The following is a 20,190-nucleotide window of genomic DNA, read 5'->3' as shown; positions in this document are numbered from 1 at the left end:
GCCGGAGAAGATGGGGAAGCGCGTCACCGACAGGTGGCGCTCGCCGTCCGCAGCAGATCGATGACGCGACGGCGGGTGAGGTGTGTCGTCGTCATGTCAGCTATCTTCGCACCATTGTCTATCGGCTAACTAGACAATCTCGTGATCCGGACTCACACGCCGGAGCCGGTGTGCGTTCTACTTACGTGATGACTACGGGGCTTCCACCGTTCCAGGCGTTGGTCGACGAGCACTGGCGGGACGTCGCCCGGCTGGCGCGGGCGATGGCCGGGCAGGACGGCGACGACGTCGCGCAGCGCGCCTGGGAGAAGGCGTACGCAGCGTACCCGGCGCTGAAGTCGGCGAAGAACCTGCGCGGCTGGCTGCTCACCATCACCGCCCGGTGCGCGACCGACGTCCACCGGGCGCGGAAACCGCAGCGCCCACTGGAGGAGGCGCCACCGGTCGCGGTCGACGGCCCGGAGGCCGCCGCCTGGCCGGACCCGGACCTCTGGCGGGCGGTGAACGAACTGCCGGAGCGGCAACGCTTCGCGATCACGCTGAAGTACGTCGGCGACCTGGACCACCACGGTGTGGCCGCCGCTCTGGACACCACGCCCGCCGCGTCGCGCCGACTGGTCAGCGACGCGCTGGCGACCTTGCGCACGAAACTCGGAGTACACGATGACTGATCTCGAGAGTCGGCTGACCCGGCTGACCACCCCTGACCTGAAACCGCCCACGTTCGCCGACGCCGACGTCGCCTACACCCTGCACGACACGCCGATCGGGACGATGCTGCTCGCGGTCGCGCACGGCAAGGTCGTCGCGAGCTCGTTCGGCGACGAGGAGACGATGACCGCCCGGCTCGCCCGCGCGGTGTCCCCGCGGGTACTGCGCCAGCCGCGGCCGCTGGACGACGTACGGCGGCAGCTCGACGAGTACCTGGACGGGCGGCGGCACGCGTTCGAGCTGGACGTGGACCTGGTGCTCGCGTCGCCGTTCCAGCGGCTCGTGCTCGAGGACCTGCCCGAGCACACCAGCTACGGGCGGACCACGACGTACGGTGCCGTTGCCGTCGGCATCGACAAGCCGAAGGCGGCCCGCGCGGTCGGTACGGCGCTGGGCGCGAACCCGGTGTGCGTCGTACTGCCGTGCCACCGAGTGATCGGCGCGAACGGCGCGCTCACCGGATACGCGGGCGGGCTGGACGCGAAACGCTTCTTGCTGAACCTGGAAGCAAAAAGCTGACATTTCCGGAGTCGTCCGGAATGGATCTAGACTCGACCGACAAGGAGCAGATCCCCAGTGTGGAGTGGGGATCTGCTTCTTTACACGTCAGCTAGCTGCGGGGGCGTGGATCTCGAGGATCAGCCGGCGCCGGCCGCCCCAGTCGCGCTTGTAGACCTTGTAGTCGTCGATCCCGGCGGCCGCGCACAGCCGGCCGTAGCTGATCTCGTCGTGGATGAAGTGCACGCTGCTGCGGTTGTCGTCGTGCTCGGTGGTGACGATCCGGTGCTCCGGCCCCTGGCGCATCCCGTTGGCGATCTCACCCGCGGTCGCCGGCCCCCACACCGGCCCCTCGATGATCGCGATCCCGCCCGGCTTCAGCACCCGGGAGATCTCGCAGATCGTGGAGATCTGCTCATCCTCGGCGAACAGCTCATGGAACGCCGTCCACAAGCAGATCACCGCGTCGAACGAGTCCCACCTGTACGGCAGGTCCGTCATCGACCCGATCGCCCAGTCGATCGCGAGCTCCTCCTCGGCAGCCTGCGCCCGCCCGGCCTCGAGCAGGTTCGGCGAGATGTCCAGCGCGCGAACCACCTTCCCGGCGCGTCGCAGCGGCAGCGAGATCCGCCCGTACCCACAACACAGGTCCAGCACGGTCTCCCGCCCGACCAGCAGCTCCTCGACCGCCTTGACGATCACCGCGTCCCGCTCAGGCGACGTACGCGCGGCCAACCCATCGGCCCCTAGTTCCGCGTACTCGGCCCGGCTACGCAGTGCGGAGTTCAGCATGAGCGCCAGTATCCCGTTCCGCCCGGGTCAGTTGTCCAGCGCCCATCAGTAAGACGAAGGTTCTACGGCCCGCGGTGCTCCGCCCGGCTCCTCCGTCGCCGCGCTACGCCCCGCTCCCACCCACCCCGGGCTCAGCCTCCGTACTACGGGCGGCCGCGCAAACCCGGCGGCACCCGCCGCACAGCTCGACCACTCACCTCACGAGCGGCCAGCCGAACCACCTTGACGACCACGCACGCCGGACGCAGGCCGCGGCGGACGGCGTACTTGGGGGACGCGTTCAGGTCAGATGTTTCTCGCCACGTAATGTCGAACCTTCGGCTCGGCGCGCACACTTGGTGCGGGGAGGAGCCGAGATGACGACGTACGACGATCTGAGCGCGCTTTTCATCAACTGCACGTTGAAGCGGTCCCCGGAGCGTAGCAATACCGAGGGGTTGGTGGAGGTGAGCCGGCGGATCATGGACAAGCAGGGGGTCGCGACCGAGGTGGTGCGGGCCGTGGACCATGACATCGCGACCGGGGTCTGGCCGGATATGACCGAGCATGGGTGGGCGAGCGACGCCTGGCCTGCGATTCAGGCGAAGGTGATGGCGGCCGACATCCTGGTGATCGCGGGACCGATCTGGCTCGGTGACAACAGTTCGGTGACCAAGCGGGTGATCGAGCGCCTGTACGGCAACTCGTCGATCCTCAACGAGCACGGGCAGTACGCGTACTACGGGCGTGTCGGCGGCTGTCTGATCACCGGGAACGAGGACGGGGTGAAGCATTGCGCGATGAACGTCCTCTACTCGCTGCAGCACCTCGGGTACACGATCCCGCCGCAGGCCGATGCCGGGTGGATCGGTGCGGCCGGGCCGGGACCGTCGTACCTGGATGAGGGATCCGGCGGACCGGAGAACGACTTCACGAACCGGAACACCACGTTCATGACCTGGAACTTGTTGCACCTGGCAAGGATGCTCAAGGACGCCGGCGGCCTCCCGGCGCACGGCAACCAGCGGTCCGAGTGGGACGCCGGCTGCCGCTTCGACTTCGAGAACCCCGAGTACCGCTAGGCGACCGGCCGCCGGATCCGGCCGAGCAGGACGGCGGCGAGCATCGAGACGAGGATCGAGGTGTACGTCGCGCCGAGCCAGCCCGGGACCGGGTGGTGGTTGAAGAGGGCCTGCTGGATCTTGGTCCAGAACGGGGACCATCCGGCTACGGTGCCCGGGTTCACCAGCTGGTAGGCGATGAAGCCGATCAGCCAGGCGACGGCGGGTTGCCAGCGGAACTTCGCCGTACTCGAGACATCCCACTTCATCTTGCTCACCAGGAAGAAGTCGGCGATCGCGACCGCGAACAACGGAATGAAGACCGACCCAATCAGGTAGAGGAACTGGGTGTAGTTGCCTAGGTCGATGAACATCGCGATGCCGGTGGCAACGGCTCCGATGGCGACCGAGATCCAGCGGCGGTCGATGTGCCCGATCAGGTTGTGCAGGGACATGGTCGTCGAGTAGACGTTCGCGTAGGCCTCGTCGACCTCGTCCACCAGCAGGACGAAGAGCGCGATCGCGCCGGCCGGCAGGGTGACGAGGGCGGTGATCACGTTGTCCGTGTTCGTCTGCAGGGTCGCCACCGCGAACACGCCGAGCGCGTAGTAGATGATCGCGGCCAGGCCGTAGCCGAGCGCGGAGCTGCTGAACGCCGCCTTGTTCGTACGCGAGTGCCGGGTGTAGTCGGCGGCCAGCGGGGCGAACGACACCACGCCGGCTGCGGCCAGGTCGACCGCGGGCCAGAAGCCGTACACGTTGTCCTGCGGCAGAGCGTGCACCGGCCTGGTGAGTACCTGGACGAAGAGGTACGCCGAGGCGAGCAGCACCAGCCAGACCATGAACTTCCGCAGCAGCTTCACGCTGCCGAGCGGGCGAACGGCCATCGAGGTGGCGACCAACCCGGCCAGCAGGACGAACAGCCAGCGCCATTTCGGACCTGTCACCGCGACCGCGGCCTGCGAGATCACGATGATCTCCATCGTCGCCCAGCCGATGTTCTGCGCGATGTTCAGTACGGTCGGTGCCATCGATCCGCGCCGTCCGAAGATGCCCCGGAGTGCGGCCATCGCGGGCGCGCCGGTGTGCGAGCCGAACACGGCCGAGCCGCCGAGTACGAGAGCGCCGAGCCCGCAGCCCACGACGATCGCGAGCAGCCCCTGGGCCAATGACCCGGTGTACGCCGCCACCAGTGCACCGGTGACCGGTCCGAACAGCGAGATCCCGAGGTTCGCCCAGAGGGTGAACTGCGGGAAGAACCCGAGCGTGCGCGGCGCGTCGGTGGTCAGGACCAGCGGCGCCTCGATCGTGCCGGCAGGACGAACAGTCGTATCGGTCATGAGTGACCCCACTCCCTACGCCGGCATTACCCGGTCAGGTTCAGGCGGTCGGCGACCCAGCTGTCGCCCTCTCAGCCCGCGCTTCTCGGTGCGAGCTCCCGCATAAGGTTTGTGCCGCTGAGTTTAACTCGTCAGCTACCTGAGGGAAGAGCGGCCGCTCGTTCTATGAGAGCGGCCAGCTCCGGGCCGTTCGTCACGACCGGCATGTGGGCGCCGGTGTCCAGCGTGCGGGCCTCGCCGTGGCTGAGCTCAGCGAGCCGGTCGACCCACTCCGCGGTGGAGAGCAGGTCATGCCTGCCACGGACGACCAGTACGGGCGCCTTGACCCGGGAGATGACCTCCGCCAGGTCGTGGTGGCGGGCCGCCTCGGCAGCTCTCGCGATCGACGGCAGCGTCGTACGGGCGTACTGCGGGGTCACCGTACGGATGAGCTTGGGCGAGTCGGGTACGGCGGAGCCCAGCCAGCGGACGGCCCGGTCGACCCAGCTGGACATCCGGGCGTCACCGGCCGGGGCGATCAGCACCACGGCGTGCATCAGTTCCGGGTAGCGGACCGCGGTCTCGACGACGATCTGGCAGCTGGCCGAGTGACCGACCAGGACCGCCCGCTCGCGGATCTTGTCCGCCAGCGCGACCGCGAGCGCCCGCGGGTGCAGGTCCTCCCGCGAGCCCGCCGGTTCGCCGTACCCGGGAAGTGTGACCACGTGGTACGGCGTGGTGAGGTGTTCGACTGTCCGCGCGTACGACTCGGGGCCGAGGCCCAGACCGGGGACGAGGACGACGGGTGCGCTCACTCCCAGGGAGCCTTGGCCGGCGGCGCCTTGACGACCGGGTTCGGTAGGTCGGGGCGCAGTTCGCGGTACCCGAGGAAGAACCCGACGGCGAGGAGCAGCAGCCCGAAGCCGCCCCAGCCGTACGCCGCGGGCAGCCGGTGGACCGCGCCGTCGTTCCCGCCGAGGCCGGTGGACAGCACGATGATCAGCCAGACCAGGATCGGGATCGCGGACACCGCGACGGCCAGCAGACCGACCAGCTCGGGCGGCTTCGGGTTGATGCCGGTCTTCCGGCGGGCGAGCAGGTCGCGGACCCACATCACCAGCCCGGCGACACCGACGACCACGAGCAGCAGCTGGCCGATCGCGTCCAGTACGTCGGTGCGGAGCGGGTGGTTGAGCGGTGAGCCCGGCGCCTGGGAGATCTCGCGGAGCGCGACGCGTTGGACCGTCAGGACGAGCAGGCCGTAGATCGCGGCGATGAAGGCCGCCAGCCCGAGTACGCGGGAGACGCGGGGATCGCCCGTCGCGCCGGCCCGCCCGTACGTCGGGAGCTCGTGCGGCTGCGGGTTCGCCGGCTGGCCGTACGGAGCGCCGGGGCGGTAGACCGGAGGCTGCACGTACGCCGGGTTGGTCTGCTGCTCCGGTTGCTGACCGCCGTACGGCTGAGGTTGTGCGTACGGGAACTGCTCTTGCGGCGGCTGGTGACCAGGGCCGTAAGAGCCATCGCCGTACGGCGTAGGCGGAGCGTACTGGTGCTCCTCAGCGGGCGGTTGCTGCTTGTCGGGCCCGTGGTCCCGGCCGTACGTCGGGAAGTCCTGTGACGACATCGGCTGCTCCTCCCGTCCGTACCCAGTGTCTCAGGTGGCCCTGACCGTCGGCCAGGCGTTCGGCAGGCAGCCGGCCAGGCCCTTCGTCTGCTGCATCATCACCGGCGCGGGGGTCTTCGGGGTGGTGCACGTCGAGTGCCCGTGGCCGAGCGCGTGCCCGACCTCGTGGTTCACCAGGTAGCTGCGGTACAGCTCGATGTTGCCGTTGTACGCCGGGATCGCGTAGATCCAGCGCTTCGCGTTCAGTACGACGCGGTCCTCGACCCGGCAGGACACCTCGCCGCCGGTGTCGAGCGGGAGGCAGAGCTTGTCGGTCAGCGACGGCGTCGCCAGGATGATCCGCAGGTCGGCGTCCGGCTTGTCGGTACGCTCGAAGCTCACCGGGTGCAGCGCCTGCCAGCCGCGCGGATCCGTCAGCGTCTTGTGGATCTTCGCCGCGACCTCGGCGCCGTTCACCGTGACACCCTGCTCGATCTCGACCCGGTAGGTGAGCTTGTCGCGGACGCCGTTCGCCTTGCTGACGCCCGGCACGACGGCGAGCTTGCCGCTGGACACGAAGACCTTCGGCTTCTTCGTCAACGAAGGCGCCGGCCGCAACGGCGTCGTGAACTTCTGCGTCGGCGTAGGCACCGGCGTAGGCGTCACCGAGACGACCTGCTCCTCGTCCGCCACATCGTTGACCCCCGCAACAGCCTGCGCCGCGAGGCTGCTGCGGTGGGTTATGTCCGGATGCGCCACCACGACAGTCGCCAGCACCGCCAAGGCGGTCACCACCAGCCATTGCCCTCGATAGGACTTCCGTCGACTGTGCTGGCCGCGCCGCCGGGAGCTCATGACAGTCGACCCTACCGATTGCTGCGGAGGCATGAAAGTCGCGTTGTGTTAAGCCGTTCGGGTGCGGAGGAACTTTCCGAAGTGGGGGACGGTGAAGGCGACGATGCCGCGTTCGGCGGAGAAGACGAGGCCTTTTTTGATCAGGCCGTCGCGGGCCGGGGAGAGGGACTGGGGTTTGCGGTTGAGGGTGGAGGCGACCTCGGAGGTGGGGACCGAGCCGTCGTCGACGCCGATGCCGAGCTCGGCCATCGCGCGCATGTACTCGCGTTCGGCGGGCGTGGCGCGTTCGTAGCGGGAGCCGAAGAAGCCGACGGTCAGTTCGGCCGAGGCCTCGGGGGCGGCGACGGCGACGTCCTTGATCGTGATCGGGGAGGTCGGCGCGTGGTCCCAGGTGGAGTGCGCGAACGCCTGCACGAAGTACGGGTAGCCGTCGGTCTGCGCGTACAGCTCGTCCAGGGCCTCCTCGTCGTACTGCACGCCCTCGCTCTCCGCCGGGATCATCAGCGCGCGGTCGCACGCGTCCCGGGCCAGGCGGTCGACGCGGATGTAGCGAAACAGGCGCTCGGAGTACGACTTGCTGGCGGACAGTACGGCGGGCAGGTGCGGCAGCCCCGCTCCGACGACGACCAGCGGGGCGCTCTGCTGGGAGATCTCGTGGCAGGCGGCGCACAGCGCGGACAGGTCGTCCGTGCTGATGTCCTGCATCTCGTCGATGAACAGCCCGACCCCGACGGTCAGGTCGCCGGCCAGGTCGGCCGCGTCGGCGAACAGCTCGATCAGGTCCATCTCCAGGTCACCGGAGTCGGCCCGGCCCTTCGCCGCGGCCACGTCGACCGGCGGATGCCAGCGGATCCCCTTCCGGTCGTCGGCCGCCGTACGCAGCGCGAAGGCCTTGAGTACGGCGCTGAACTGGTCGACCTTCTCGTCGTCGCGGTGCCGGTGGCCGAGCTCGCGCATCGCGGTGTGCAGCGCCTGCGCGATCGGCAACCGGATGCTCTGGTCCGGCCGGGCCTCGATCTTCCCGGTGCCCCAGGCGCGCTTGATTGCCTGGGAGCGGAGGGTGTTGAGGAGGACCGTCTTGCCCACGCCCCGGAGTCCGCTGAGCACGAGGCTCCGCTCCGGTCTGCCTGCCGCGACCCGTTCGAGCACCACCTCGAACTGCCGCACCTCGGTGTCGCGTCCGGCCAGCTCAGGCGGCCGCTGACCGGCGCCGGGCGCATAGGGATTCCGGATCGGATCCATGCTTTCACTGTATGAGGCCGTCTAGCGTTTTCCGTAGATTGACCGATCAACGACGAGAGCGTGTCGCTCCGGCTTTCTACGACTTTCTAGTGAAATGAGTAGACATCGATAGACACCCCCAGCGACCGCAAGACCACTAGGGTTCCGCCCATGGTGGAGTGGGCTCCGCAGGCAGGGGCGTTGTACGAGCGGGTGCACCAGCAGTACGTCGGCGGTGCGCGCAAGCTCGAGGCGCTGATCAACGAGCTGATCGGCGAAGAGGAAGGCATCAACTACCTGAGCGCGACGGCCCGGGCGAAGGACCCGGAGTCGTTCCTCGTGAAGGCGTCGAAGCCGCACCCGGACGACCCCGCGCGGCCGAAGTACGACGACCCGCTGAACCAGATCACCGACCTGGTCGCGGCCCGGGTGATCACGTTCCTGGTGGAGGCAGTGGACCGGGTGTGCGAGGTGATCGAGGAAGAGTTCGAGATCGTCGAGCACACCGACATGGGCGCGCACACCCGGGCGCAGGGCGTCTTCGGGTACGCCAGCAAGCACTACCTGGTCCGGCTGAACGAGCACCGCCGGGAGCTTCCGGAGTACGCCGTACTGAAGAACCTGGTGATGGAGATCCAGGTCCGTACGGCGGTTCAGCACGCGTGGGCGGAGTTCGAGCACGACATCCGGTACAAGCTGGACATCCCGCCGAACCGGAAGCCCGAGTTCGACCGGCGGTTCCTGCTGGCGGCGGCGTTGATGGAGCTGGCCGACAACGAGTTCACCGAGATCGACCGGCTGTACCGCGAGCTGGCCGCGACCGCGTCGGACAAGGCCCCGGTGGACCTCACGAGCGCGACGCTGACGACGTACCTGAACCGCCGCTACCCGGACGCGCCGCATGCGAAGACCACGCACTACGCCTGGATCCTCGGCATCCTGCACCGCCTCGGCGTGACCACCGAGGAACAGCTCACCGACCTACTCACAGGCATCGACAGCGAAGCAGTCCAGGCCGCCATGACCCACCGCGCCCCGGCCGGCACCGTACGCCGCCTCGACGACGACCTCCTGGCCGCCAAGGGACCCGCCTACCTGGACTTGTTCCCGGAAGAAGAACGCCGCCAGAAGATCTTGAAAGGCCGTCTGAAGGCCCTCACCCGCGCAGGCATCACTGCACGGTGACCAGAGCTTGTCACCTGGCCCGATAGGGCGATACTGAGCTCAAGGGGACACACGCGCGGCGGTCTCGCCACGTGGGGGGAGTACAGAGATGGATCCGTCGTCTTCAGACACGAGTGCTTCGGTCAAGATCATCGCGTTCACCTTCCTCGCGCTGGTCATCTCGCTGCCGCTGATCGGCTACATCGTGCTGGTCTGGCTTCCACTCCGGGTGAACGCGGGCGCGACCAGATTCACCGGGAAGTACGGGGGGTGGCACCTGGTCCACGTCACCGGGAGAGTGCTCGCTTCGCGGCGGCACACCCAAACGACGACCACAACCGAGTACGGCGGCTATTCGGGCGTTGTTGGGACGTCAACGACCAGGACCGATGTCTACGACCAGCTTGCGCTGCAGCTGGCGGACGGCCGGCAGGCCAACGTGGAGGTGGTCAACTTCAACGTCAGCGCCTGGCCCGGGCAGGTGGTGAGCTTCTGGACCGCGCACAAGGGTCACAAGCGGTTCACGTTCGCGGTGCTCAACCACTCCACCAACCAGCAGAACGTGAACGACCAGCAGGTCTTCAGGATCATGCTCTCGCAGCCGCTCCAGATCATCTTCGTGCTGTATCTGGTCGGGCTCGTGCTACCGATCGCGTTCCTGTCCGTGTTCGGCGGAGCCGGGGTGCCGTTCCTGCTCTGGCTGCTCCTGCTGATCCTGTTCGTCATCGGCCAACGCCGGGTACGACGCAAGTTCGACAAGAAGGGCATCGCGACCCTCTGGCAACGCAGCTACGCCGAAGCCCAACCACTACTGAACCACTAGGCGTTGCGAGTTGTGGCCAGGCTCTTGGCGACCGACTCCGCCGTACGCCGGGCCCAACGGCCCGTGCTGATCAGTCCGAGCAGCAGCACGAGGACGCCGCAGCCCGCGATGATGAACCAGCAGAGTTGGGCGGCGTTCACGAAGCCCTTCTCGAAGGGGCCCACCAGGCGGGCGGTCAGGACTGTGCCGGCGACGGCGACGCCCAGGGAGGCGCCTACCTGGCGGCTGGTTGAGGCTATGGCTGCGGCGACGCCAGCCTGGGCGCGGGGCATTCCGGAGACGGCTGCGTTGGTAATAGGTGCGTTCAACATGCCAAAACCGAGCCCGAAGACCAGGTAGGCCACAAGCAAATGCAGTGTGGCCGTGGTTGTGCTCAGCTGCGACAGGATCAGCCCGGAGATCGTCAGCATCGTCCCGGCGACCACCAGCGGTACGCGCGGACCACGGTGACCCACCAGCCACCCGGAGATCGGTGCGAACACCACGGTCATCGCCGCCATCGGCAACGTCAGCAGACCGGCGTGCAGGGCGGTAAACCCGCGCACGGACTGCAGATAGAGCGAGTTCAGGAACAAGAACCCGGACAGCGCCGAGAACCCGCACACCGCGATCAGCGTGGCCCCAGAGAACGGCGCGCTCCGGAAGAACCGCGGATCCAGCAGCGGCTCCTCCCGGCGACCCTCGTAGTACACGAGCGACACCAACGCCGTCACGCACACCACGAAGCACCCGATGATCAGCGGCGACCCCCACCCGGCCGACCGCCCCTCGATGATCCCGTACGTCAGCCCGCCGAGCAGCAGTACGACGAGCACCTGCCCGACCGGGTCGATCCGCCGCGGCACGGCGGCCCGTGACTCCGGGACGAAGAACGCCGTCATGAGTACGGCGGCCACCGCGACCGGCACGTTGATCCAGAAGATGAACCGCCAGCCGACCGCGTCCACCAGGGTCCCGCCGACGACCGGCCCGACCGCCATGCTCAGCCCGACCACGCCGCCCCAGATCCCGATCGCCTGGGCGCGCTCCCGCGGGTCGGTGAACGTGTTCGTGATGATCGACATCGCCACCGGGTTCAGCATCGACCCGCCGACCGCCTGCAGCACCCGGAACAGGATCAGCAGGTCGATCGTCGGCGCCACTCCGCACAGCAACGACCCGATCCCGAACAGCACCAGCCCCGCCTGGAACGTCCGCCGCCGCCCGACCCGGTCGGCGGTCGACCCGGACACCATCAGCAGACTGGCGAGCACGAGCGTGTACGCGTCGATCGTCCACTGCAGCTTCGCCACCGACGCCCCGAACTCGGCCCGGATCGACGGCAACGCCAGGTTCACGATCGTCGAGTCCAGCCCGACGATGAACAGACTGGAACAACAGATCGCCAGCACCAGCAGCCGCCGCCCGCGACTGGTCTCGTTGTTCATCGTCCACGAATGTACAACGTTGAACGACTTGACCGGCCACGGGCGGCGGATCGTCTCAGCGGACGCCGAAAATCGACTCGATCGTCTGGTCGACGGTGTTCCCGTTCAGGTCGGTCGCCTGGACGTGCACCGACACCGAGGTCGCGCCGCGCGGCGGCACGAGCAGCGCCTGGTACGTCGTCCGCAGGTTCGCGCCGGCCACCGGCCGCCAGCTCTTGCCACCGTCATAGCTCGCGGTGACCTTGACCGACTTGAACGCTGCGGTCTGCGACTTCGCCGTGCGTTCGTAGTACGGCTCGAGCTGCAGCGGAACCACACCGTGCCCGACCTTGTTCGTCGAGTCCGTCGGCGCCGAGTACCGCAGGTAGAGGAGTTGCTGCGGCGCGCAGGCCAGCTTCGCGGCCGGTTCCGCCCAAGCCTGGTAGCACGTGGTGTTGCCGGTGTCCGGAGTACCGACGTGCTGCGAGCCGAACGTCCACTCCGAGTGCACCTTTGCGCTGTACTTGTAGAGGTCGTAGCCGGCCATCGCCCCGGACGTCAGGTCGGTGTCGAGGACCAGCTTGTACCGTCCCTCGGCGGCGGGCAGTGTGAAGGCCGGGAAGGCACCGTGGTACGTCGTGCCGGGGATCTCCCGATCGCCCGAGTACAACGTGGCGCGGGCCCCGATCACGCCGAACGACGGCACCACGAGCGGGTCCGGATTCGCGTACTGCGGCACGAGGACCAGCCGGTCGCCGTCCCGGCAGGCACTGCAGAATCCCATGTGGGTGAGGTTCGTCGCGGACGGCGGGACATCGGACGGCCCGATACCGCGCGGGGCACCGAGCCAGCGCTCGTCCGGCATCCGGCCGGGCCGCAGGATGGTGCGGCGTTCCTCGACCGAGACCAGGTTCGCGTCGACGCCCACGGACCGGATCCACTGCACACCCGGTGTGATCGGACCGAACAGCTCCTCCCGAGTCTGCGGGTACTTGTTGAGGTAGTTCGGCCAGCTGAACAAGGACTGGGCCGCGTCCGCGACCCGGCGCTGGCCGACGTCCTCCTTGCCGCCGTACACACCGGGCTGCCACTCCGGGGTGTAACTGGTACGGATTCGCGCCATGTCGCGGTCGCGCACCCGGAGCGCCAGCGACTGCGGGTAGTTGTCCAGGGTCTCGGACACGTGGCGAACCACCGGCGAATCCGGCACACCGACCAGCGTGACGGTGACACGGCCCTTGGCCAGCAAGGCCCGCAGCTCGGCCCCTTCGGTGCCGTCGACACCCGCGACCGGCAGGGCATCGGTCTCGAGCCGGCCCGGGTAGAGATCGCACGAACCGGACTCCTGGAGTACGCCGATCGCGCCGGCCGCCTTCAGTTTCGCGACATCGTCGCCCGAGAGCACGCACTCGGTGCCGCCGTGACCCCACGTGAAGGACATCAGGACGAGCTTGCCGCGGACCTTGGCCAGTTCCTCCGGCTCGATCGACCACCCGACGTCGACCAGCGGCAGCTTCTTCCAGGTTCCGTCGAGGTGCGGACCGGCGGCGTTGTAGGGATAGCTCGGCAGCAGGGCGAGGCCGCGGCCGTTGGCGGAGTCGACCGTGAGCCGGAGTTGCGGCTGACCTCGGGTCGACTCGAGGTTGACGGTGTACTTCCCGTCGGTGACCGGCTTGTTCGGGGCGGCCAGGAAGTCACCGTCGCCGAACCAGGTGAAGTTCTCCACCAGAATGAGGCCGTTGCTGCCGTCCGCACTGTCGCGCCGCTCGGTCAACCCACCGGAGATCGGATGGCTGGGCGTGTCCGTGGTCACGCTGAGCGGAACGGCGTCCTTGTCGTCGAAGCTGAGCTGGGCCGGCCCGGACACGGTCACATCGGGCTCGGAGAACACCACCCGCTCGGCACGCTGGGACGGATGGAGCCGGTCGTGCGCGACGCGGATCCACCAGCGGCCCGGCGGCAGGTCGAGCGTGATCGTGGCGGTCATCCGGTCCGGCGACATCGCGGCGTACGTGTCGATCCTCGGCACCGTCGAGTCCTCCACGTCGAACGCGGACACGTTCGCACCGGAGTACATCGGCGCCGACGACTTCACGGTCACCTGGACGGGGAAGGTCTGGCGGGACTTCCGCAGCGCGAGCGCCATACGCACCTGCACGCCGTCCGCGGTCGCCACGACCGCTCCGGAGGAGAACCCGGCCGCGAGCTGCGCGGCATGCACCGTGACGTCCACGCTCGCGGTCCCATGCGCCGGTACGACAACCTGACCGGGCACGGACACCGCGGCACTCGTATCGGTGCCACTGGTAGTCCGGAGCGAGCCGGTCAGGCTCAAGGTCACGTCCGACGCGCCGTCGTTGCGATAGGTGACCGGCCGGACCACATCGCCCTGCTCGGTGTCCAGAATGCGCCCGTAGTCGATGCCCGCGGTCACACCGACCACCTGTTGGGTGACCGCGCGAGCCACATCGACCCGGCCGGCGCCCTGCTGGAAGACGGAGTAGTGGTCATCCTTGCTGGTGCTCATCAGGGCGGCCTTGAGCTGGAGGCCCGACCAGTCCGGGTGTTCCTGCGCCAGGATCGCCGCGGCACCAGCGACGTGCGGCGTCGCCATCGACGTACCGGACGCGGAGGTGTAGTTGTCGTCGACCGGGTCGCCCATCGACGTGCCGGCGGCCCGGGCGGCGACGATGGCTGATCCAGGACCCGCGATGTCCGGCTTGCTCACCCGGTCCGGGTACAGCAGCGGTCCACGGCTGGAGTAGTAGGCCAGCTGGTCACTCTTGTCGACCGAAGCCACGGTCAGGGCGTCCTTCGCGACCCCAGGGCTACCGACGGTGGAATCGCCGTACTGGCCGTTGTTTCCGGCCGCGATGACGAACAGGGCGCCGGTGGACTCCGTCAGCCGGTTCACGGCGAGTGAACCGGGGTCCTGCGACTCGTCACCGTAGGGGTCGCCACCGAGACTGAGGTTGATCACCTTCGCGCCCTGCGCGGCCGCCCACTCCATTCCGGCGATCACGTCGGACTCCTCACCGGTCCCGGTGTGGTCGAGCACCTTGCCGACCAGCAGGTCCACGTCGGGCGCGACACCTTTGTACCTGCCTCCGGACGCGGCACCGGATCCGGTGATGATCGAGGCGACGTGGGTGCCGTGGCCGAAGCCGTCGGTGATGTCGGCGTCCGGGGTGAAGTTCCGCGACTCGGTCACCCGGCCCTTGAGGTCGGGGTGGTTCGGATCGATGCCGGTGTCCAGCACCGCGACCTTCACTCCCTTGCCGGTGTACCCGGCGGCCCAGGCCTGTGGTGCGCCGATCATCGGCACACTCTGGTCCAGCGTGGCCTTCACCTTCCGATCGAGCCACACCTTCGCGATGCCCTGCCCGAAGGTCCTGGCGGCGGCCTTGCCCGGCCTGGGCGCCGTACCGCCGGTGATCGAGGCCCAGAACGCACCGGCCCGCGACTTCGGTACGTCGGCCGCCGTGGCGTGCAAACTGTCGAGCTGCACGGTCGGCGTGACCCCCGGGACCGCGTCAGCTTGGTGCCGTAGCTTCGCGGCCGGGACCGCGGAGGTCATCTGGGTGATCAACGGCAACTGCTTGGTCGCGTTGTCGGCGTAGCCATTGGCGACCAGGTAGTTGAGGTCGAACAGGGTCTGGTCGAGCACTCCCGACGCGATCAGCGGTCCAGCGTCCTCGGGGACGGCTACCCGGTGACCGTTGAGTTCACTCAGCCGGATCACGGGACGGTAGCCGTTCGGGCGCACGACCGGCTCCATCGACACCTGGGTGCCGTCCGGATCGGGGATCAGGGTGATCTTGTCGCCGGTCACGAGGGTGACGGTGGTCGGGGCGGTGACCTGCGGCAGACCGGGGTCGGCGGTGCTCCGGGAAGCCGGCGGCGCAGCGGGCTGCGGGGACGCAGCGTGGGCGTCGGCCGCGGACAGCAAACCGGCGACCAATGCGGTTCCGAGCAGGACAGACAGAGCTGGGCGGGACATGGCGGCTCCTGAGCTACAGGCGGATACCTGGAGCGTCACCGAGCCTCGCCAGCGCTGTAAAGCCATCCGGAGGACCGGACTAGGCCATTGACTGAGATCGGCCATAGCCTGTGCGAGTGCTGGAAGGCCTGGGGATCGACGCCACGCAAGAGCAGCTCTACGAGCACGTACTGACGCATCCGGGCTTAACGGCGGTAGAGCTGGTCCACGCCCATCCGGACACACCCGTCGTGGACACCCTCGCCGATCTCGTGGCCAGACACTTCCTCCGCGTAACCGACGGGCGGTACACAGCCGTGCCACCTGAGCTCGCACTGCAGGGAATGCTCGACACACGTCAGCTGGAGCTGGATCGGGCAGCGGCCAGAGTGCAGCAGCTGGAGCGGTTGCACCGGGCAACCCCGGATCCGCTCCGGCAGGCACCGGTGGAGGTCGTCCCCGGGGACCAGGCGCCTGCCTATGGCCTCGCCCTGCACAGTGCCACTCGCTCCGAGATCCGCGCCTTCGAGACACCGCCGTACGGCAAGCGACTGGTGCCGGCGGACACCAAGCCGGTCACGGCAGCCATCCACCGCGGTGTCCGACACCGGATCGTCTACAGCCGGGACGCCGTGGACGAGCAGGGACTGGACATGCTGCGTGAGACGCTGACGGTCGGCGAACAGGCTCGGGTGGTCGGCGACGTACCGGTCCGGCTCGCGATCTACGACGACAAGGTGGCGACCATGCCGGCGGTCACCGGACGCCCGGTGACCGAAGGGCTGCTGGTCATCCGGCCGAGCTCGCTGCTGGACGGCCTGATCGCACTCTTCGAGCGAGTGTGGGCGAGCGCTCCACCACTGACCCTGGACACCGCACCCCGCGGCGACCAACTGGACCCCGACGACGACCGCACATTGATCGCTCTGCTCGCCGCCGGGATGGGCGACCAGGCCATCGCCCGCCAGCTGGGAATCAGCCTGCGGACGGTCGGCCGGCGAGTTCAACGAGTGCAGAGCACACTGAATGCAGCGACCCGGTTCCAGGCCGGTCTGGCCCTCGGACTGAGCCGCTCGGACAACTGAGGCGAGCCCGGTGACCACTGGCTGAAAAGGGTTTGACGGGTTGTCGGCGGCGGCACCTAGGCTTGATCTATTCGCCTGGTCAGGCCCCTCTTTCTCAACCCTTCTATGCCTCATTGCGAGACGTCATGTCGTTGCGCCTCATTCCGTTCGCCGATCCGGGTGTGCCCGACACCCGGTCCGGCCTCCGACTCATTCTCTGGCTGGAGCACCAGCAGTTCCGTGGGCAGTTGCTCGCGGTGTTCTGGGGGCTGGTGTACTTCGGCGGGATCGCCGCCGCTCCGGTCGCGGTCGGGCTCGCCGTACAGGCGGCCATCGACCTGTCGTGGCCCAAGCTGATCCTGTCCGGCGGGCTGCTGCTCGCCTTCGGTGCGGCCAAGGCCGCTGCCGACTCGTTCTTCCACCGGGCCGTCGTGACCAACTGGATCAGTACGGCGGCCCGGCTCCAGCAGCTGCTGTTCCGCAAGGCCGCGGAGCTCGGCTCGCTGCTCACCCGGCGGATCGCCGCCGGCGAGGTCGTGCAGGTGAGCAGCGGCGACGTCGAGAAGATCGGCTGGTTCGTCGAGGTGCTCGGCCGGTTCGTGGCCGCGCTGCTGACCTGCTTCGCGGTCGTGATCGGCCTGCTGCTGTACGAACCCCGGCTCGGGCTGGTGGTCGCCGTCGCCGTCCCGGTGCTGGCGTTCTCGATCGTCCCGCTGATGGGTCCCGCGGAGCGCCGCGCGGACGAGCAGCGGGCCAAGGGCGGCCGGGCGACCGAGCTCGCCGCCGACACCGTCGCCGGGCTGCGCGTGCTGCGCGGCATCGGCGGTGAGCAGCTGTTCCTGGAGCGGTACCGCGCGGCCTCGCAGGAGTACCGCACGAGCGCGGTGCGGAGCGCCCGGATGTGGTCGCTGATCGCCGCGCTGCAGGTGCTGTTCTTCGGGCTGTTCCTGGTCGTCGTGGTGTGGATGGGCGTCCGGCTGGTGCTGTCCGGTCACATCTCGGTCGGCGAGCTGGTCACGACGTACGGCTTCATCACGTTCATGCTGGTGCCGCTGCACACGTTCGAGGAGACCGCGAGCGCGTTCATCTTCTCGAAGGTGTCGGCCCGCCGGGCGGCGCGAGTGCTGTCGCTGCAGCGGACCGACGAGACAAAGGCCACAGCCGAGGCGCAGCTGCCGGCGGGTGACCTGCTCGACCCAGTCACTGGGCTGCATGTCCCGGCGGGAAGCTTCACCGCGGTCGTCAGCGGCGACCCGGACGCCGGCGGTCTGCTGGCCGACCGGCTGGGCGGTCACAGCCCGACGGCGACCGACGAGGCCTCCGTGCAGCTCGACGGTGTCGCGCTGGACGACCTCCCGCTGGACTCGGCGCGCACGGTCGTGCTGGTGCAGGACAAGGACCCGGTGCTGTTGTCGGGGACGGTGCGCGACCTGTTCGACGTGCCGGCCAGTGGTGCGGTCTCCGCGGAGACGGCGCTGGACGCGGCGCAGTGCGAGGACATCCTCGACGTACTGCGGCAGTCGCTGCCGGCCGGCGAGTCCGACGCGATGAACGCCGTACTGACCGAGCGGGGCAGGTCCCTGTCCGGCGGTCAGCGGCAGCGGGTGGCACTGGCGCGGTCGCTGTACGTCGACCCGCAGGTGCTGGTGCTCGACGAGCCGACCAGTGCGGTCGACGCGCACACCGAGGCCCGGATCGCCGACGGCCTGCAGCTGCTGCGCCGTGGCCGGACCACGGTGGTGTTCACGTCGAGCCCGCTGATGCTGGACCGCGCGGAGCGGGTGGTGTTCGTGCCGGACGGCCAGGTGGCCGCGGTCGGTACGCACCACGAGCTCCTGCACAGCAACCCGCGGTACCGCGCGGTTGTGACCCGTGAAGAAGAAGCAACGTTCGAGGAGTCGGTGTGAAGCGCCCTGAGTACGACCCGGCAGCCCCGCAGGAGGTAGTGCGGCTCCCGGTGGCGCAGGGCACGACGGTCCGCGCGTACATCAAGTCACTGTTCCGGCGGCATCGGCGGCAGTTCCTGTGGCTGACCGTGGTGAACACGGTGGCGGCGCTCAGCGGCATGGTCGGTCCGTGGCTGCTCGGCAACGTCGTGCAGAAGCTGTCCGAGGGCCGCACCGACGTGCAGCTGCCGTCCGTCGTGATCGGGTTCGTGATCGCGCTCGCGGTGCAGACGGTGTTCACCCGGCTCACCCGGCTGCGCGGTGCGGTGCTCGGTGAGGAGATGCTCGCGGACCTCCGCGAGGACTTCCTGGTCCGCGCGGTCGGCCTGCCGCCGGGTGTGCTGGAGCGGGCCGGTACGGGCGATCTGCTGTCCCGGATCACCACCGACATCGACCGGCTCTCGCACGCGATGCGGGACGCCGTACCGCAGCTGACGATCGCGATCATCTGGGCGTCGCTGCTGATCGGGGCGCTGATCGTGACCGCGCCGGCGCTGGCCGTGGCGATCGTGATCGCGGCGCCGATCCTGATCGTCGGCGGCCGGTGGTACTTCCGCCGCGCGCCCTCGGCGTACCGGTCGGAGGCGGCCGGGTACGCCGCGGTCGCCTCGGCGCTGGCCGAGACGGTCGACGCGGGCCGGACCGTCGAGTCGCACCGGCTCGGGCACCGGCGGATCCAGTTCGGCGACACCCGGATCGGCCAGTGGGTCGCCTGGGAGCGGTACACGCTGGTCCTGCGGATGATCCTGTTCCCGATCATCAACATGACCCACACGGTCGCGCTGGCCGCGGTTCTGGTCATCGGTGGCGGGTTCGCGATCCAGGGCTGGCTGACGGTCGGTGCGCTGACCACCGGCGCGCTCTACATCCAGCAGCTCGTCGAGCCGGTCAACATGATGATCCGCTGGTACGACGAGTTGCAGGTGGCGCAGGTGTCGCTGGCGCGGCTGGTCGGCGTCCGTGAGGTCGAGACGGAGGTCACGACCAGCGAGGACGAGCCGGACGGGCGGACCGTGCTGGCGGACGACGTGCGGTTCGGGTACCTCGAGGGTCGCGACGTACTGCACGGTGTGACGCTGACGGTCGAGCCGGGCGCCCGGGTGGCGCTCGTCGGACCGTCCGGTGCGGGCAAGTCGACGCTGGGCCGATTGCTGGCCGGCATCTACTCGCCGCGCGTCGGCGACATCACGTTGGGTGGCGCGGCGCTGGACCGGATGTCCGCGGAGCAGGTGCGCAGTCATGTTGCCCTGGTCAACCAAGAGCACCACGTGTTCGTGGGCAGCGTGCGGGACAACCTGCGGCTGGCTCGGCAGAACGCGTCCGACGCGGACCTGTGGGCGGCGCTGCGGTCGGTGGACGCCGACGGCTGGGTCGCCGGGTTCGACGACGGGCTGGACACCGAGGTGGGGTCCGGCGGGGTCTCGCTCACGCCGGCCCAGGCGCAGCAGGTCGCACTGGCCCGGCTGGTGCTGGCCGACCCGCACACGCTGGTCCTGGACGAGGCGACCTCGTTGATGGACCCGCGGGCGGCCCGGCACCTGGAGCGGTCGCTGGCGACCGTGCTGGAGGGCCGGACCGTGGTCGCGATCGCGCACCGGCTGCACACCGCCCACGACGCCGACGTGATCGCGGTCGTCGAGGACGGCAAGATCGTCGAGCTGGGCGCCCACGACGAGCTCGTGGACGCCCAGGGTGCGTACGCCGCCCTCTGGCACTCCTGGCACGGCGACCGCTGACACACGTGGAGGGCGGCCGTACTCGGACGCCCT

Annotated in this window: 17 protein-coding genes and 1 riboswitch; of the genes, 8 read left to right on the top strand and 9 right to left on the bottom strand. The window is 68.9% G+C overall.

The window, feature by feature from the left end; genetic code table 11:
• Positions 1–23 precede the first annotated feature (23 nt).
• On the bottom strand, positions 24–95 hold the full coding sequence (locus tag ACFV9C_RS02735) for a putative leader peptide (protein ID WP_350281628.1): 72 nt from the start codon (positions 93–95) through the stop codon (positions 24–26).
• Positions 96–188: 93 nt separating this feature from the next.
• Here ACFV9C_RS02735 and ACFV9C_RS02730 point away from each other — a divergent pair, with 93 nt between their 5' ends.
• The gene (locus tag ACFV9C_RS02730) at positions 189–671 is read left to right on the top strand and encodes an RNA polymerase sigma factor (protein WP_380190315.1); all 483 of its coding nucleotides are present in this window, start codon (positions 189–191) and stop codon (positions 669–671) included.
• Positions 664–1,230 (top strand): methylated-DNA--[protein]-cysteine S-methyltransferase, encoded by a 567-nt coding sequence (locus tag ACFV9C_RS02725; RefSeq protein ID WP_380190313.1) that lies wholly within the window; start codon positions 664–666, stop codon positions 1,228–1,230. Before ACFV9C_RS02730 ends, ACFV9C_RS02725 begins: the two co-directional genes overlap by 8 nt.
• Before the next feature lie 87 nt (positions 1,231–1,317).
• Here the strand turns inward: ACFV9C_RS02725 and ACFV9C_RS02720 are convergent, their stop codons facing one another.
• A complete protein-coding gene (locus ACFV9C_RS02720) occupies positions 1,318–2,001 on the bottom strand; it encodes a class I SAM-dependent methyltransferase (RefSeq protein WP_380190311.1) in 684 nt (227 codons plus the stop codon).
• Between the two features lie 356 nt (positions 2,002–2,357).
• Between ACFV9C_RS02720 and ACFV9C_RS02715 the strand changes: the two genes are divergently transcribed.
• Positions 2,358–3,062 carry a flavodoxin family protein gene (locus ACFV9C_RS02715; RefSeq protein ID WP_380190309.1) on the top strand — a complete coding sequence of 235 codons (705 nt, stop codon included), beginning with the start codon at positions 2,358–2,360 and terminating at the stop codon, positions 3,060–3,062.
• Here the strand turns inward: ACFV9C_RS02715 and ACFV9C_RS02710 are convergent.
• The 5 genes from ACFV9C_RS02710 to ACFV9C_RS02690 all read right to left on the bottom strand — a co-directional run bounded on the left by ACFV9C_RS02710 (position 3,059) and on the right by ACFV9C_RS02690 (position 8,060).
• Complete coding sequence (locus tag ACFV9C_RS02710) at positions 3,059–4,381, bottom strand: purine-cytosine permease family protein (RefSeq protein ID WP_380190307.1); 1,323 nt, start codon at positions 4,379–4,381, stop codon at positions 3,059–3,061. The genes ACFV9C_RS02715 and ACFV9C_RS02710 overlap by 4 nt on opposite strands.
• Positions 4,377–4,493, bottom strand: a riboswitch (TPP riboswitch). (Overlaps the previous gene by 5 nt.)
• A gap of 19 nt (positions 4,494–4,512) precedes the next feature.
• Positions 4,513–5,175 carry an alpha/beta fold hydrolase gene (locus tag ACFV9C_RS02705; RefSeq protein WP_380190305.1) on the bottom strand — a complete coding sequence of 221 codons (663 nt, stop codon included), beginning with the start codon at positions 5,173–5,175 and terminating at the stop codon, positions 4,513–4,515.
• A complete protein-coding gene (locus ACFV9C_RS02700; RefSeq protein ID WP_380190303.1) occupies positions 5,172–5,984 on the bottom strand; it encodes a hypothetical protein in 813 nt (270 codons plus the stop codon). Before ACFV9C_RS02700 ends, ACFV9C_RS02705 begins: the two co-directional genes overlap by 4 nt.
• Positions 5,985–6,014: 30 nt before the next feature.
• Positions 6,015–6,818 (bottom strand): DUF3152 domain-containing protein, encoded by an 804-nt coding sequence (locus tag ACFV9C_RS02695; protein ID WP_380190301.1) that lies wholly within the window; start codon positions 6,816–6,818, stop codon positions 6,015–6,017.
• A 48-nt stretch (positions 6,819–6,866) separates the two neighbouring features.
• Entirely contained in the window at positions 6,867–8,060 is a 1,194-nt protein-coding gene (locus ACFV9C_RS02690) for an ATP-binding protein (RefSeq protein WP_380190299.1), read from the bottom strand.
• Between the two features lie 150 nt (positions 8,061–8,210).
• Between ACFV9C_RS02690 and ACFV9C_RS02685 the strand changes: the two genes are divergently transcribed.
• Together ACFV9C_RS02685 and ACFV9C_RS02680 are read left to right on the top strand one after the other, a co-directional pair.
• Positions 8,211–9,224 (top strand): GTP pyrophosphokinase family protein, encoded by a 1,014-nt coding sequence (locus ACFV9C_RS02685; RefSeq protein WP_380190297.1) that lies wholly within the window; start codon positions 8,211–8,213, stop codon positions 9,222–9,224.
• Positions 9,225–9,312: 88 nt separating this feature from the next.
• Entirely contained in the window at positions 9,313–10,026 is a 714-nt protein-coding gene (locus tag ACFV9C_RS02680; RefSeq protein ID WP_380190295.1) for a hypothetical protein, read from the top strand.
• On the opposite strand, the gene ACFV9C_RS02675 is transcribed toward ACFV9C_RS02680, so the two are convergent.
• Together ACFV9C_RS02675 and ACFV9C_RS02670 are read right to left on the bottom strand one after the other, a co-directional pair.
• Positions 10,023–11,453, bottom strand: coding sequence for a DHA2 family efflux MFS transporter permease subunit (locus ACFV9C_RS02675; protein ID WP_380190293.1), 1,431 nt, complete (start codon positions 11,451–11,453; stop codon positions 10,023–10,025). The two genes, ACFV9C_RS02680 and ACFV9C_RS02675, sit on opposite strands and share 4 nt — an antisense overlap.
• 55 nt (positions 11,454–11,508) lie before the next feature.
• Positions 11,509–15,432, bottom strand: a complete 3,924-nt coding sequence (locus ACFV9C_RS02670; protein ID WP_380190291.1) for a S8 family serine peptidase — start codon at positions 15,430–15,432, stop codon at positions 11,509–11,511.
• Positions 15,433–15,548: 116 nt separating this feature from the next.
• On the opposite strand from ACFV9C_RS02670, the gene ACFV9C_RS02665 reads away from it, so the two are divergent.
• From ACFV9C_RS02665 to ACFV9C_RS02655, 3 genes are all read left to right on the top strand, one after another.
• The gene (locus ACFV9C_RS02665; RefSeq protein ID WP_380190289.1) at positions 15,549–16,496 is read left to right on the top strand and encodes a helix-turn-helix domain-containing protein; all 948 of its coding nucleotides are present in this window, start codon (positions 15,549–15,551) and stop codon (positions 16,494–16,496) included.
• 125 nt (positions 16,497–16,621) lie between these two features.
• A complete protein-coding gene (locus ACFV9C_RS02660) occupies positions 16,622–18,382 on the top strand; it encodes an ABC transporter transmembrane domain-containing protein (RefSeq protein ID WP_380190287.1) in 1,761 nt (586 codons plus the stop codon).
• Positions 18,379–20,157 carry an ABC transporter ATP-binding protein gene (locus tag ACFV9C_RS02655; protein WP_380190285.1) on the top strand — a complete coding sequence of 593 codons (1,779 nt, stop codon included), beginning with the start codon at positions 18,379–18,381 and terminating at the stop codon, positions 20,155–20,157. Before ACFV9C_RS02660 ends, ACFV9C_RS02655 begins: the two co-directional genes overlap by 4 nt.
• Positions 20,158–20,190 lie beyond the last annotated feature (33 nt).

It is taken from the genome of Kribbella sp. NPDC059898 (assembly GCF_042730855.1).
Classification (GTDB): domain Bacteria; phylum Actinomycetota; class Actinomycetes; order Propionibacteriales; family Kribbellaceae; genus Kribbella.
The sequence above is the reverse complement of the archived record's forward strand: the minus strand, read 5'-3'. Positions and strand labels throughout refer to the sequence as shown.

Bases quoted from the DNA above. Each gene is read 5' to 3' on its own strand.
- ACFV9C_RS02730 (WP_380190315.1), top strand. From the start codon at position 189: ATGACTACGGGGCTTCCACCGTTCCAGGCGTTGGTCGACGAGCACTGG.
- ACFV9C_RS02720 (WP_380190311.1), bottom strand. From the start codon at position 2,001: ATGCTGAACTCCGCACTGCGTAGCCGGGCCGAGTACGCGGAACTAGGG.
- ACFV9C_RS02670 (WP_380190291.1), bottom strand. From the start codon at position 15,432: ATGTCCCGCCCAGCTCTGTCTGTCCTGCTCGGAACCGCATTGGTCGCC.
- ACFV9C_RS02690 (WP_380190299.1), bottom strand. From the start codon at position 8,060: ATGGATCCGATCCGGAATCCCTATGCGCCCGGCGCCGGTCAGCGGCCG.
- ACFV9C_RS02715 (WP_380190309.1), top strand. From the start codon at position 2,358: ATGACGACGTACGACGATCTGAGCGCGCTTTTCATCAACTGCACGTTG.
- ACFV9C_RS02710 (WP_380190307.1), bottom strand. From the start codon at position 4,381: ATGACCGATACGACTGTTCGTCCTGCCGGCACGATCGAGGCGCCGCTG.
- ACFV9C_RS02680 (WP_380190295.1), top strand. From the start codon at position 9,313: ATGGATCCGTCGTCTTCAGACACGAGTGCTTCGGTCAAGATCATCGCG.
- ACFV9C_RS02725 (WP_380190313.1), top strand. From the start codon at position 664: ATGACTGATCTCGAGAGTCGGCTGACCCGGCTGACCACCCCTGACCTG.
- ACFV9C_RS02675 (WP_380190293.1), bottom strand. From the start codon at position 11,453: ATGAACAACGAGACCAGTCGCGGGCGGCGGCTGCTGGTGCTGGCGATC.
- ACFV9C_RS02660 (WP_380190287.1), top strand. From the start codon at position 16,622: ATGTCGTTGCGCCTCATTCCGTTCGCCGATCCGGGTGTGCCCGACACC.
- ACFV9C_RS02695 (WP_380190301.1), bottom strand. From the start codon at position 6,818: ATGAGCTCCCGGCGGCGCGGCCAGCACAGTCGACGGAAGTCCTATCGA.
- ACFV9C_RS02685 (WP_380190297.1), top strand. From the start codon at position 8,211: ATGGTGGAGTGGGCTCCGCAGGCAGGGGCGTTGTACGAGCGGGTGCAC.
- ACFV9C_RS02700 (WP_380190303.1), bottom strand. From the start codon at position 5,984: ATGTCGTCACAGGACTTCCCGACGTACGGCCGGGACCACGGGCCCGAC.